Genomic DNA, 14041 nt, shown 5'->3' with positions numbered 1-14041 from the left:
AGGGCCGCTCGGAAACATCACTGGAGTGCGGACGGCGGTGCACGCCAGTGCACCGCGACGCAGATCCAGAAGGAGACCGACTCATGAACAAGCCTCGCTGCCTCACCGGGCTCGCCCTCAAGCTCGCAGCGGTGGCGGCCGCCACGCTGCCGGCGCTCGTCGTCGCCGTCGCGCCGGGTGCGGCGGCGGTACAGCAGGTACCGGTCGCGGCCGCCAACGTTCTCAACTGCACCACGGACACCGACGGCTACTGGGGTCACGCGCACTGCACCAACAACACCGGTGTCGTGACGGCCTTCCGTGTCACGGTGGTCTGCGGGGAATGGCCGGACACCTCCGGCCAGTGGAAGACGCTGAAGCCGGGCGGGTCCGATGTGTCCAGCGCTCGCTGCTTCGGCGGCACGGGTGTCGGCAGTGTGGGCTGGGAAGAAGGATGATGTTCCGGCGGCGGATCGTGACCGCCCACACGAAATAGCTCGACAGCGCGATGTCGCCGTGTCTAAGATCCACGGCGACATCGCGTGTCGGTCACCGACTGGGTGAGGCATGGAGGTGTCGGGAGATGCCTTCTGGAGGCATTCCTTGTCGGTCGAACTGAATCACACGATCATCCACGCCCGGGACAACCGGGAGTCCGCCGAGTTCTTCTCGGATCTTCTGGGGCTTGAGATCGCCTCGGAGTGGGGCCCGTTCATCGCGGTGCAGCTGAGCAACTCCGTCACCCTGGACTTCGCCACCATCCCCGCGGACAAGATCACCCCGCAGCACTACGCGTTCCTGATCTCCGAGGCCGAGTTCGAGGCGGCGTACGAGAAGATCACGGCCCAGGGCATCGAGCACTGGGCCGATCCGCATCAGAAGCTGCCGGGTGAGATCAACACCAACGACGGCGGTCGCGGCGTCTACTTCCTGGACCCCGCGGGCCACGCCATGGAGATCATCACCGTGCCGTACGGCGGCGGTTCATGACGGGCAGCTCTTAGCCTTGTCCCCCCGGTACGTCCGGTACAGCGGCAGTTTCTCCTTGTCGCCGGACCGGGCGACCGGCGGGAACTCGATGACCGGGACGGGCTTGCAGACCGCCCACTGGTTGTTCTCGCCGGGGCCGGTGAACCCATAGGTGCCTCCCGCCCCGACGAGACAGCCGGTGCACGTCCCGCCGTTGATGGTCGAGAAGGTGAGCGTGCTGTACACGTCCTTGGTCGAGGGCAGCGCGTTGATCTCGCTGTACGCACGGTCGACCGCGGACGCCAGGAGGGCGAACCCGTCGTAGTACATGGCCGCGTACCCGTCCTCCAAGGCCTTGTCCCCCAGCTCGTGCTCGCTCTCGATGTCCTTGAAGCGGGCGTGGAAGGGGGAGAAGCCCGAGGGCGCATCGCCGGGGGTCTCCTCCCAGGAGGGGTCGTAGGCCGATGCGTCGACGATCGTGGCGTCGGCCCTGCGCAGACTGCGTTCGGTGTCGGCGGAGGTGAGCGTCGGCTCCAGGCCGATGCCGATCTTGAGGATCCGCAGCTTGCCGCCGCGGTCGCAACCGCCCTCGTTGGCAAGGCGTTTGATGAACGCGGGCAGATCCTGATCACGCCCCGCGAAGAAGACTGTGTCCGCCTTGTCACGGCAGATCCTCGCGACGGCGTCGGCGAAGCGCTGCGGGATGCCCTGGTCGTCGCCCGACGAACCGATGTAGTGGGAGTTGTGGTTCTTCAGGTCGTAGGTCTTGCCGAACTGCCGGTCGAAGACGGCACGCAGGTTCTGCGAGTACACGTCGCCCTCGCGGCTGTCCCAGAGCAGCAGGCCCCGCTCCTCCTGCGGATAGCGGTCGAGGTAGCGGGACAGGGCCTTGGCGAACTCCTCGTTGTTGGGCGACGTCTTGAAGAAGTACCGGGAGTTCATGGAGGCCGCGGTGATCACCGGGCCGACCGTGGGGATGCCGCGCCTGGTGAGCTCGGCGACCGCCTCGCGGGTCTCCGTCGTACTGCTCGGGATGCCCGTCACGCCCACCAGCGGCGCCTCCTTGTCCCTCGTCATCTCGGCGAGCCGGTCGACTACGGGCTTCCACTCGCTGAGGTGTTTGCCGTCGGGGGCGAAGAGCAGTTGGTAGTGCGGCCCGCTGGCGCTGTTCGCCTCCAGCTGCGCCGCGAGGGCCCCCGCAAGCGCGCGCCGGATCATGTCGCCGGTCATCGCACTGGACGCGTTCGATGTGAAGGGCATCATCAGGGCGACACGTACGTAGGGGATGCGGGCCCTGTCGCCCGACGGGTTCTCCCAGTCCTGCCGGACCCGGGCGTTCTCGTCCGCCACGGCCTCGATGAGGCTCTCGGTCCTCTCGTCCGCGTCGAAGGCGTGGTCGGTGACCCCGACACACTCCCCGGCGATCTCCTCCAGGCCGTCACCGCACGGACCGGGGCGCGAGCTGTTCCAGGTGACGAGCCCGACGACGAGGGCGATGACCACCACCGCGGCCACCAGCCATTCGAGGGGGCCCCACTCCTTGGGCGGGTGGTTGAACATCATGACCCCTCACTGGCGGGGACGGGCAGGACCTGCCGTCTGCGGGCGGCCACCGGCCAGTCCCGGGCGGCCCTGCCAAGGGCTGCGTACCAGGTGCGGTGGCGCCGGGAGAGGAATCCGAGTTCGTCGCCCACCGCCTGGCACAGGGTCTCGGCGTCCGGGTCGATCGCCGCGTCGGCGTACGGCTCGGACAGATACCACAGGGCGTGAAGGAGCCGGTTGATGGAGCGGCCCGCCTCGTCGAGATGGGTGTAGCGGGCGGCGTGCTCCCCGAGCGCGATCTCCACCCGTCGGTCGCTCCAACCGTCCGTGCCGTCCTGGGGGTTCACAGCCGATCCGGCGCTTCCCGACGGCGGGGTCGGGGCGGTGGCGCAGTGCCGCAGACAGATCAGCCAGGGCTCGACGCTCTGCTCCGCCTCCTCCGCGACGAACTCGTCCGTCAGCATTTCCACCACCTTCGCCGCGTTCCCGGTGGCCAGGCTGTGCCGCAACGCGGCCGCTTCGCTCGCGGTGTCGGAGCGTTGCCTGTGGTGCTGATGCAGGAAGCCGTGGATCTGGTGCCAGCTGTGCGGATCGTCGGGGTGTGGCGATGTGCGGCGCGCCTCGTGGACCAGGAGCGACTGGAGCAGCCTGTTCTCGACCAACGGCTCATCGACGGGGACGGATTGCTGCCACTGCCGCTCCACCAGGTACTGTGCCGCCGCGTTGGCGGGCAGCTGCTCGGGCCCGTCAAGACCCAGATCCTCGGCGAGGGCCTCCGCGGTCGCGTTGTCCCGCGCCAGGCACAGCACCAGGAGCCGGTCACGCTGGCGCCGGTCGGGCAGCAGATCCTCCAGAAGCACCTGGGTGACCGGGCGCCCCTGCGCGGTGGGCAGGTCGAGCAGGTCCCTGGGGGTCACCGTGCGGTTCTGCCCCGCCGCGTGCACCACGGCGTCGCACAGCACCGTACTGGCCGCCGGGTGGCCTCCGGTCAGCGAGTGCAGCGCCGATGCCAGATGCGGATGGAGCAGCCGCACGGACGCCCGGTCGAGCATGGAAAGGACGTCGTCCCTGCCGAGCGGCGTGAGCGGCACGACGACCAGCCCGGCCGACGGATCGTGCCCGGTGCGCTGCCAGATGGCGGCGGCCTGCTTGCGCCGCGCGCCGCCCACGGCGGGCAGCAGGTCGGCCAGTTCGCGGCGCACCGCCTGCGGCGCCTCGCCCTGCGGTACGTCCCCGAGACGGGTCGCGACGACGGTGATCCGGTCGCGGTGGCGCCGCTGCGAGGTGGCGCGGTGTTCGAGGAGCAGGTTCAGGAAGCGCTGCCCCGCGGGGGCGTGCGCCTCGTCGAGCAGGATCAGCGGCCAGGGCTCACGGTTCAGGTGCCGCACCAGGCCGTAGGCGGCGGCCACCTCCTCCAGGAAGGCGGCCATGAGGGTGTTCTCGACGGCGTGCCGGTAGTCGCCGCCCCGGTGGAAGCGCCGGCCGAGCTCAAGCAGCGCGTCGGGTTTCGTGGTGACGCCGTCCGGCGTGGTGTGCCGCTGCCCGTACCAGTTCCGGGCCGGGGCGAGGCCGCGCAGGGACTGGAGTTCACGCAGGATCGCCGCGGTGACCGGCTGCGAACCGTCGTCGTCCTCCACCTCGATACCGGCGGCGACCGCGCCCGCCGCCTCGGCGACGGAGGCTTCGACCCGCTCCGACCACTGCCGCGCCACGTCCCGCTCGCCCCCGGCAAGAAGACCGCAGGCGATCAGGAGCCGGGCGTGCCGGGCGCAGATGGCGTCCCGCCCGTCCGCGTCGCCCAGGAACCAGCCGGAGACCGCGAACAGGCCCGGCAGCAGGACGGGGAACAGGCCGAGCCCGGGTGCGAGCGCGCACACGATCCGCTCCAGGACCTGCACGAAGTCGGCGGCCGGCGCGGCGGGCACGCCCCCCGGCTGTGCGGGGACGACGCGGACGGCGGTGGACTCCCCCGGCACCACGACCCGTACATGGGCCAGCGGGAGCCTCTTGTGGTAGTGCCGCGCGAGCCCGTCCAGGACGGCGCTGCGACCGAGTCCGTGCTGCCCGGTGAGCAGGATGACGGGCACGTCGTCGCCGAACTCCCTTTTCCTGCGCGCCCGTTCGTCGTACGCCAGGCCGGTGAGTGACGGAATGAGTGAGCCCACCAGAGGATCGCGACCGTACAGCAGTGGCGTTTGCGGCTTGCCCATCCGACGATATCCCGCTTCCCCCTGGGGCCTTGGCCGTCACCGGGGCGAGGTGCAGCGCTCCCCCGGACACCAGCCGCTGACTACTGCTCCAAATCCCCTCGGAACAGTGGAACTTACCCCCGTTCGGTTCAGGGTTGCGGGTAAATCTCGAGATCTACCCGGTCGGGCAGGTTCGCCGCCGCACGGATCTCCCCGGGGTACGCGAGCCTGACCCGCCGCAGCCCCGACAGGCCGGCCAGATGAGAGAGATCGATCTCGTTGCCCTGGGTGAGATGGATCTCCACGAGGCCCGGCAGCCTCCGGGCGATGCGCCGCAACGACACGGGTGCGCCCGGCTTGGCGTACACATAGAGGTGCGTGACCTGCGCGATCTGCGCCTTCGGGTCGTAGAGCAGCGCGCTCAGCTGCTCGGGGGAAAGGGTCAGCGTGCGCAGCTCGGGCAGTCCGGCGAGCAGGGCGCCCCATCCCTCCGGCAGCAGCCGGCCGCCCGCTTCGTGCAGGCGCAGTTCCTCCAGGGCCTGGAAGTGCCTGATCTCCGAGAGCTCGACCGTGCCCATCGGCAGCGCGAGGACCCGCAGATCCCCGAGGCGGGACAGTTCGGTGAGCCCGCGCCAGGGCACTTGAAGACCCAGGTGCAGGGCACCGAGGCGCGGGCAGTCCGCCAGCTTCGCCAGCGGTTCGAACTGCGGGAGGTCTTCCAGTACGAGGGTGTGCAGGCGGGGCAGCCTGGTGAGGGGCGCGGGCTCCCTGAGGTTGCGGCAGCTCTGCAGGGTGAGGCTCTCCAGTGCGGGGAAGTCCGCGAGCAGACCGAGGTCGTCAAGCTGGAGCGCGCCGCGCAGCCGCAGCTCGCGCAGGCGCTGCGGATCCAGCGCCGCGCGCACGGCCTCCGGGGCGAAGTCGCCGTGTATGCCGACGCGTTCGCAGCCGGGCATGCCCGCGAGCGCGTCGAGCTCGGCCCGCGAGCGCACGGTGACGGGCTGCGAAGGGTCCGCGGTGAGCAGCGGCCTGATGATGTCGTCGGCGTAGACATCGGTGTCGAACCGGTCCCAGTGCCCGAGGAGTTGGGCCCGCACCAAGGGCTGGCGGGTGTCGCGGAACTCCCTGAGGCGCGGGATGGCGGCGTCACCGCCGATCTGGCAGATCGCGTGGACGGTCGCAAGCTCCTCGTCGCCGTCCAGGTCCTGCGCCCTGGGCAGCAGGCCGAGCAGCAGCGGCCCCGTGCGCGCAAGGAGCCTGGCCTGGCGCAGGCTGCGCGGCGGGAGCATGCGCGCCGCCTCGGTCTCGATGGTCCGGCGCACGGCGGGGTCGAGCCGGGTGGCCTGCTCGAGGGAGGCGAGGGCGAGCAGTCGCAGTCTGGCCTGGACCGTCGCGTCCTTCTCGCGGTTGCCGCGTTCGTTGAGCCGCATGAGCAGATCGGCGCGTCCCTTGTGATCGCTCTGCGCGACGGCCATCTGCACCACGTCCTCCCACTCGTCGGCGTGGGCGTTCTTCACCAGAATGCCGAAGTCCCGCTCTTCGAGCACCGCCTTGGCCCCGAGATAATCCTGAAAGGTGCGGTGAATGAAGTCCACGGCTCCCGAGGCGGGTTCACGCAGCAGTCCGGTGCGTTCAAGGAGATACTTCAAGGCATCCTCGGGTCGCCCGAGCTGCTGAAGGCTCGGCACCTGCGGCTGAAGCCTGCCGAGCAGCTCCAGGGCGTCCGTTCGCTCGATCTGGGTGCGTTCGTTGCGGATCAGCCAGTACGCGAAGCGCTTGAGGGGCTCGGCAGCCGCTTCCTCGCTGAGCGCGACGGCCTCATCGCCGATCTTGGGGCGCACGCCGCGCTCCTTGTCGCGCCGTTCGAGCAGCATGGAAAGGGCCGCCTTGTAGAGGGCGGCGCGCCCCTCGGGCAGAAATCCCTTGCGCCCCCTGTGCAGGGCGCAGATCAGGCTGCACATCAGCGGGTTGGTGGCGATCCTGCTCAATTCCGGTTGTGTGCGCAGGGATTCGATCAGCGCGTCGTCCGTCCCTTCGCGCGCCGCGGTCGCCGCGTGCCACCGCTGGATGAAGCGCCGCAGGTCGTCGGGGCGCAGCGCGTTCAGGGTGAACTCGTGGAAGCCCTCGCGGTCCAGCCAGCCGGGGGCGAGCGCGGAGGGGCGGGTGGTGGCGAGCCACAGGTTGCCGGAGAAGGCGGCGATGAGCCGGCGCAGCCAGTCCCTGGTGCGTGTGCGGTCGGCCTCGGGGATTTCGTCGAGGCCGTCGATGAGCAGGACACCACGGCCGTTCTGCAGCACGCGCGCCGCCCAGCCGTCGGGTTCGGTGCCCACCAGCGGGCAGCCCATCCGGCGCAGGAAGTCGTCGGGCAGGGGCAGTTCGGTGCCTTCGCGGACCAGCGTACGCAGCGGCAGGACGAAGGGAACGCGGCCCAGGAGCTGTGGCAGATGGCCCGGCACCGTGTCCTGCCGCGCGGTGGTCAGGGCCAGCCACTGGACGAGCGTCGTCTTGCCCGTACCGGCGAACCCCTGCAGGAGTACGCGTCCGTGGCCGACGAGGACGGTCTCGACGCTCTCCTCGAGTTCCGCCGCCCTTCCCTCGATGGCCATGTCGGGTTCGGCGTCCAGGGCAGGCGTCGCGACGGCCCGCAGGCTCAGATAGGCGCTCTCCAGGGGCCACTCCGGCCACTCCTGGCCGCCGCCGGGGTCGTGCAGATCTACTCCGTAGAGGGTGAGGCTGCCGTGGCGCTCGATGACGTAGGCGGCGTACTTCTCCTCGAAGCGGGCGTCCGCCGTCGTCCAGTCGTCGCCCGATACGCGGCGCAGGATGACCTCCAACTGGTCGCGCTGGCGCCGCAGTTCGTGGAACTCCTCGAGCTGGGCGCGGGCCGCGAACCCGGGCCGCTGGGTGAAGAACCGCACGAGGTGCACGCAGGCCGTCTGCAGGAGTACGTCGTGGAAGAGCGCCGCGTCGCGGGTGAGCAGCCTGCGGGTGTCGGGCCCGGCCTGCCGGGACAGCTCCCTGGCCAGTTCCTCGGGCCCGAGCACGAAGACCTGTACGTCGTCCATGTCGAGCTTGCCGAGGGCGAAGAGGGTGCGGGTCAGGGCCTGCCCCACGGCGTCGTGCTCGTCGTCCGCGATCGGCCGCTCGTGCGGCCCCGCGGCCCGCACCGCCCGGCGCACCAGCTCCCGGGCGAGCCGGTGCATGTCGTCCTTGCTGAGCGCGGGGTGGTCACCGGCGAAGGACAGCAACCCCTTGATCCGCACGGGCCGTTCGGTGTACTCGGCTCCGGGCGCCTTGGGCGGCGGCAGGAGCAGCCGTTTCAGCAGCGGCACCACGACCGAGGACGCGACCTTGATGCCCACTGCTCCAGCGTCCACTGCAACCCCCGTCGCCGCCGCGCGTTCCCTGGCACACAAAGCGTAGGGCCCGTACCCCCCACCATGGGGGATACGGGCCCAACTGCCTTATGGCACAACTGCCCTACGGCGACGCCTACTTGCGGATCAGCGAACGCAGCACGTACTGCATGATGCCGCCGTTGCGGTAGTAGTCCGCCTCACCCGGGGTGTCGATGCGGACGACCGCGTCGAACTCCACGCCCGTGTCGGTCGTGACCTTGACCGTGCGGGGGGTCGTGCCGTTGTTCAGCTCGGTCACGCCGGTGAAGGAGAAGGCCTCCTCGCCGGTCAGGCCGAGGGACTCGGCGGACAGGCCCTCCGGGAACTGGAGCGGCAGGACGCCCATGCCGATGAGGTTCGAGCGGTGGATGCGCTCGTACGACTCGGCGATGACGGCCTTGACGCCGAGCAGCGCGGTGCCCTTGGCGGCCCAGTCGCGGGACGAACCGGAGCCGTACTCCTTGCCCGCGAGGATCGCGAGCGGGGTGCCGGCCGCCTGGTAGTTCTGCGAGGCGTCGTAGATGAAGGAGACGGGGCCGTCTTCCTTCGTGAAGTCGCGGGTGAAGCCGCCCTCGGTGCCCGGCGCGATCTGGTTGCGCAGGCGGATGTTGGCGAACGTGCCGCGGATCATGACCTCGTGGTTGCCACGGCGCGAGCCGTAGGAGTTGAAGTCACGGCGCTCGACGCCGTGCTCCGTGAGGTACTTGCCTGCCGGGGTGTCGGCCTTGATCGCACCGGCCGGGGAGATGTGGTCGGTGGTGACCGAGTCGCCCAGCTTGGCCAGGACGCGGGCGCCCGTGATGTCGGCGACCGGGGTCGTCTCCATCGTCATGCCCTCGAAGTAAGGGGGCTTGCGGACGTAGGTCGACTGCGGGTCCCACTCGAAGGTGTTGCCGGTCGGGATCGACAGGGACTGCCACTGGGCGTCGCCCGCGAAGACGTCCTGGTAGGACTTGTTGAACATGTCCTCGCCGATGGAGTTGGCGACGACGTCGTTCACCTCGGCCTCGGAGGGCCAGATGTCCTTCAGGAAGACCGGGTTGCCGTCCTGGTCGGCGCCGAGCGCGTCCTTGGTGATGTCCACCTTCATCGAACCCGCGAGGGCGTACGCGACGACCAGCGGCGGGGACGCCAGGTAGTTCATCTTGACGTCGGGGTTGATGCGGCCCTCGAAGTTCCGGTTGCCGGAGAGGACGGACGTCACGGCCAGGTCGTGGTCGTTGACCGCCTTGGAGACCTCCTCGGGCAGCGGGCCCGAGTTGCCGATGCAGGTGGTGCAGCCGTAGCCGACGAGGTTGAAGCCGACCTTGTCGAGGTAGGGGGTGAGCCCCGCCTTGTCGAAGTAGTCGGTGACGACCTTCGAGCCGGGCGCCAGAGTGGTCTTGACCCACGGCTTGCGGGTCAGGCCCTTCTCCACGGCCTTCTTCGCGACGAGCGCGGCGGCGACCATGACGTACGGGTTCGAGGTGTTGGTGCAGGAGGTGATCGCGGCGACGGTGACGGCGCCGTGGTCGATCTCGTACGTCGAGCCGTCGGGGGCGGTGACGGTGGTCGGACGCGAGGGAACGCCGTTCGAGGAGGCCGGGGAGTCGGAGGCCGGGAAGGACTCCTTGCCCGCCTCGTCGTCGTCCTCGACGTAGTTGCGTACGTCGAGCGCGAACTGCTGCGAGGCGTTGGCGAGGACGATGCGGTCCTGCGGGCGCTTGGGACCGGCGATGGAGGGGACGACCGTGGAGAGGTCAAGCTCCAGCTTCTCGGAGAAGTCGGGCTCGGCGGCCGGGTCGAGCCAGAGGCCCTGCTCCTTGGCGTACGCCTCGACGAGCGCGACCTGCTGGGCGTCACGGCCGGTCAGACGGAGGTACTTCAGCGTCTCGTCGTCGATCGGGAAGATCGCGGCGGTGGAGCCGAACTCCGGCGACATGTTGCCGATGGTGGCGCGGTTGGCGAGGCTCGTGGCCGCCACACCCTCGCCGTAGAACTCGACGAACTTGCCGACGACACCGTGCTTGCGCAGCATCTCGGTGATGGTCAGCACGAGGTCGGTGGCGGTGGTGCCGGCGGGCAGCTCACCGGTCAGCTTGAAGCCGACGACGCGCGGGATGAGCATGGAGACCGGCTGGCCGAGCATCGCGGCCTCGGCCTCGATGCCGCCGACGCCCCAGCCAAGGACGCCGAGGCCGTTGACCATCGTGGTGTGCGAGTCGGTGCCGACCAGGGTGTCGGGGTAGGCCTGGCCGTTACGGACCATGACCGTACGGGCCAGCTTCTCGATGTTCACCTGGTGGACGATGCCGGTGCCCGGGGGGACGACCTTGAAGTCGTCGAAGGCGGTCTGACCCCAGCGCAGGAACTGGTAGCGCTCCTTGTTGCGGCCGTACTCCAGCTCGACGTTCTGGCCGAAGGCCTCCGCCGTGCCGAACTTGTCGGCGATCACGGAGTGGTCGATGACCAGCTCGGCCGGGGAGAGCGGGTTGACCTTGTCCGCGTCACCGCCGAGCTCCTTGACGGCCTCACGCATCGTGGCGAGGTCCACGACGCAGGGCACGCCGGTGAAGTCCTGCATGATCACGCGGGCCGGCGTGAACTGGATCTCCTGCGAGGGCTGGGCCTGGGAGTCCCAGCCGCCGATCGCACGGATGTGGTCGGCGGTGATGTTCGCGCCGTCCTCGGTGCGGAGCAGGTTCTCCAGCAGCACCTTCAGGCTGTAAGGGAGGCGCGCGGAGCCCTCGACCTTGTCCAGCTTGAAGATCTCGTACGACTCGTCGCCCACGCGCAGCGTGCTGCGGGCGTCGAAGCTGTTCGCCGACACGACAGTCTCCTTCATATATGTGCGCGTTTCCGTCACATCCTGCCGCCACGACTCCTCGTCGATCCGCTAAGGTAAGGCTTAGTTAGGTAACCCTTACCGAGTGGCGGCTTCTGGTGCGCCTCGGCAGATATCTCGATGTCGAGATAACTCTAGTACATCACCCGGCGTCGCGACGAGGCGCGGGGTCTCAGACCGGCGGGGACCAGGACCGTGCCGGGGGCTTCGGCCTGCCCTCCTTCGATCAGATCGACGAGGAGGGACACGGCCGTGCGGGCCGTGCGCTCCGGGTCGAGCGTCACCGTGGTGACGGGCGGCTCGGTCTCCGCGTACCCCGGATCCTCGCTCGCGCACACGAGCAGCAGATCGTCCGGGACGCGCAGGCCGTGCCGGGCCGCCGCCGCGAGGAGCTGGCGGCCGCCGGGGTCGTAGGCGGCGTGGACGGCGTCGATCCGTCCGAGCGCCTCCCTTGCGGGCACCTCCCGTCCCAGCACCTCGTCGAAGGCGTGACCTTCATCGTCGTACGCATCGAAGGGGACCACCAGCGGGGGCATCGCACGGTCGGCGCACCACTCCTCGTACGTCTCGGTCACTACGCGCGCGTAGTGCTCGTGGCCGTCGCCCGACTGGAGGGCGATGCGGCGCGCCCCGGACGCGGTGAGGTGGTCGAGGACCTCGCGGGTGGTCGCCACGTGGTCGTTGTCCACCCAGTGGTCCCCGGGGCGCGTGTCGCCGGGGACGCCGTCGAAGACGAGCGGGATGCCGCGGGCGCGGAGCGCACGGACCATGGGGTCGCCCCGCGGGCTGTCCATGACGAGCATTCCGTCCACGGCGATGCTGTGCCAGGTGTCTTCGGTCACGCGGTCAGCGGGGAGCGTGGTGAGGGCGTAACCGCGGGCATGGGCGGCGGTGGTCGCCGCCGCGACCGCGCGGGAGAAGTAGGCGACCTCGGTGTAGTTCCAGGCTCGCGGGTACGTGGTGACGGCGACGCCGAGGGTGCGGGTGCGGGGGGCTTGGGGCGCCCCGTAGCCCAGGGCCGTGGCCACCTCGCGCACCCGGCGGCGGGTGGTCTGGCCCAGGCGGCCTGTGCCGTTCAGGGCGTGCGAGACCGTCGCAGTCGATACCTCCGCTGCGCGGGCTATGTCGGCAAGGGTTGGCCTTGGCACGGGGCACATCGTACGGATTCCGTCGTCGCGGGTGGGTTCTGGTTAACGGGTTACGCAGCGAGTCTTTGTGCCGCCGCTTCGCGGCGGATCTTTCCCGCCCACCCACCCGATTGCCCCGCGGCGCATCGTGTGCGTCCTGGGTCCGGGCTGCCCTCAGGAGTCTCCATGCCTTCCCCGCATCTCTCCCCTCTCTCCCGGCGCGGACTGCTTGCTTCCGCCGGGGCTGCCGGGCTACTCACCGCCGTGGGTGCGCCCGCCGTTGCCGCACCTCGCCGGTCCGCCTCCCTGGTCGTGCACAACGCCCGTGTCTTCACCGGCACTCGGGGGCACGCCCACGCACAGGCCGTCGCCGTCGGGCGGGACGGGAAGATACTCGCCGTCGGGAGCGACCCCTCGCTGCGGCGGTTCATCGGGCGGGACACCGAAGTCGTCGACGCGCGCGGCGGGACCCTCATGAGCGGGATCCACGACGGGCACGCCCACCCGATGGGCGCCGCCGACCGTTCACTGAAGCCGTCGCTCGCGGGGGCCGAGCAGACCGTCGAGGAGCTGCGGAAGACGCTCACCGAGTTCCTGAAGGACTCCAAGGACCAGGAGCCCGACGGGTGGCTCGTCGTGGAGGACTGGAATCCGGTGGGTCTGCTGCCGCACGGGACCGCGCCGCACCACTCGATGCTCGACGCCCTGCCGACCCGGCGGCCCGTCGCCCTGGTCGGCGGCGACGGGCACAACATCTGGGTCAACCAGCGCGCCCTCGACATCGCCGGGATCACCGCGGCCACCCCGGAGCCGCCCGGCGGAAAGATCGTCAAGGACAAGGACGGCAAGCCCAGTGGTGTGCTCAAGGACGACGCGCAGCCCCTGGTGACCCGGCACATCCCCGAGCCCGATCGCGAACAGCTCGTCGCCGCCGCCGCGAAGATCTTCGCCGAGGCCGCGGCGTCCGGGATCACCACCTTCATGGAAGCGGTCGTCGGCAAGAGCGAGCTGAGCGTCTATCAGGCGCTCGCCGAACGCGGCGCTCTGCCGCAGCGCGTCGTGCCCGCGCTGCGGATCGACTCGGATCTGGCCAAGGACCCGGCGGCGGCCCTGGCGTACGCGCGCGGACTGCGTGCCGACTTCGGCGGCGTCCACGGACTGCGCTTCGGCACGGTGAAGGTCTTCCTCGACGGGGTCATCGAGTACCCCGCCCAGACCGCGGCGCTGCTGGAGCCCTATCTGGACAAGGACGGGAAGCCGACCGACCACCGCGGCGAACTGTATGTGTCGGCCGCCGACTACGGCCGGCTCACCGCCGCCTTCAACAAGGACGGCTGGCAGATGCACGCGCACGCCATCGGCGACCGCGCGGTCCGCACCTCACTCGACGGGTACGCGTACGCCCTGCGCGCGACCGGGGCGCGCGGCCTGCGCAACACCACCGCCCATCTCCAACTCGTCGACCCCGCCGACCTGCCACGCTTCGCCCGGCTCGGCGTCATCCCCTGCATGCAGCTCCAGTGGGCCACCCGCAACACCTGGACCATGGACGCCCTGCTGCCCTACATCGGTGCCGCGCGCCACCGTTGGCAGTACCCGGCGCGCAGCCTGGAGCGGCACGGGGCCCGGCTCTCCGGTGGCTCGGACTGGCCTGTCGATCCGCTCCAGGTGTGGAACCAGGTGCGCACCTCCGTCGACCGGTTCGGAGCCGAGGGAGAAGAGGCGGAAGGTGACCTGTATCGCGAGCAGGAAGGCCTCAGCCGCTCGTCCGCCCTGCTCATGCACACCCTCGGCACGGCACGGCAACTCCGTATGGACCATCTGACCGGAACCGTCGAGCGGGGAAAGTCGGCCGATCTCGTGCTGCTCGACCGCGATGTGACGCGGTGTCCGGTGGCTGATATCAGCTCTGCCGAAGTGCGTCTGACGCTGACCGGAGGCACAGTGGTGCATGACGCCGACACGTCGGCCGGGCGCGCTGCCGCCGCCCGGGTGACGCGCGCGGCGGCGGGGCCC

8 protein-coding genes are annotated in these 14041 nt (G+C 70.1%); 3 read left to right on the top strand and 5 right to left on the bottom strand.

From position 1 onward, the window contains the following. Positions 1-83: 83 nt before the first annotated feature. Positions 84-437: a hypothetical protein gene (locus ABD378_RS36150; protein ID WP_344528208.1), complete on the top strand. Its 354-nt coding sequence runs from the start codon at positions 84-86 to the stop codon at positions 435-437. A 145-nt stretch (positions 438-582) separates the two neighbouring features. After that, a complete protein-coding gene (locus ABD378_RS36145) occupies positions 583-969 on the top strand; it encodes a VOC family protein (protein WP_344528206.1) in 387 nt (128 codons plus the stop codon). Here ABD378_RS36145 and ABD378_RS36140 read toward each other — a convergent pair. From ABD378_RS36140 to ABD378_RS36120, 5 genes are all read right to left on the bottom strand, one after another. Beyond that, complete coding sequence (locus ABD378_RS36140) at positions 964-2511, bottom strand: ABC transporter substrate-binding protein (RefSeq protein WP_344528204.1); 1548 nt, start codon at positions 2509-2511, stop codon at positions 964-966. The genes ABD378_RS36145 and ABD378_RS36140 overlap by 6 nt on opposite strands. Then, the gene (locus tag ABD378_RS36135) at positions 2508-4700 is read right to left on the bottom strand and encodes an ATP-binding protein (RefSeq protein WP_344528202.1); all 2193 of its coding nucleotides are present in this window, start codon (positions 4698-4700) and stop codon (positions 2508-2510) included. The genes ABD378_RS36140 and ABD378_RS36135 overlap by 4 nt, the downstream gene beginning before the upstream one ends. A gap of 128 nt (positions 4701-4828) precedes the next feature. Further along, entirely contained in the window at positions 4829-8053 is a 3225-nt protein-coding gene (locus ABD378_RS36130) for an NACHT domain-containing protein (protein WP_344528200.1), read from the bottom strand. Positions 8054-8168: 115 nt separating this feature from the next. Further along, complete coding sequence (gene acnA, locus ABD378_RS36125) at positions 8169-10883, bottom strand: aconitate hydratase AcnA (RefSeq protein ID WP_344528198.1); 2715 nt, start codon at positions 10881-10883, stop codon at positions 8169-8171. Positions 10884-11032: 149 nt separating this feature from the next. Further along, positions 11033-12055 (bottom strand): LacI family DNA-binding transcriptional regulator, encoded by a 1023-nt coding sequence (locus ABD378_RS36120; protein WP_344528196.1) that lies wholly within the window; start codon positions 12053-12055, stop codon positions 11033-11035. A gap of 156 nt (positions 12056-12211) precedes the next feature. Here ABD378_RS36120 and ABD378_RS36115 point away from each other — a divergent pair. Further along, a partial coding sequence (locus ABD378_RS36115; protein ID WP_344528194.1) for an amidohydrolase occupies positions 12212-14041 on the top strand: 1830 nt, incomplete at its 3' end.

Source organism: Streptomyces rectiviolaceus, assembly GCF_039533825.1.
Classification (GTDB): Bacteria; Actinomycetota; Actinomycetes; order Streptomycetales; family Streptomycetaceae; genus Streptomyces; species Streptomyces rectiviolaceus.
This window is presented reverse-complemented; position numbering and strand designations above follow the sequence as displayed.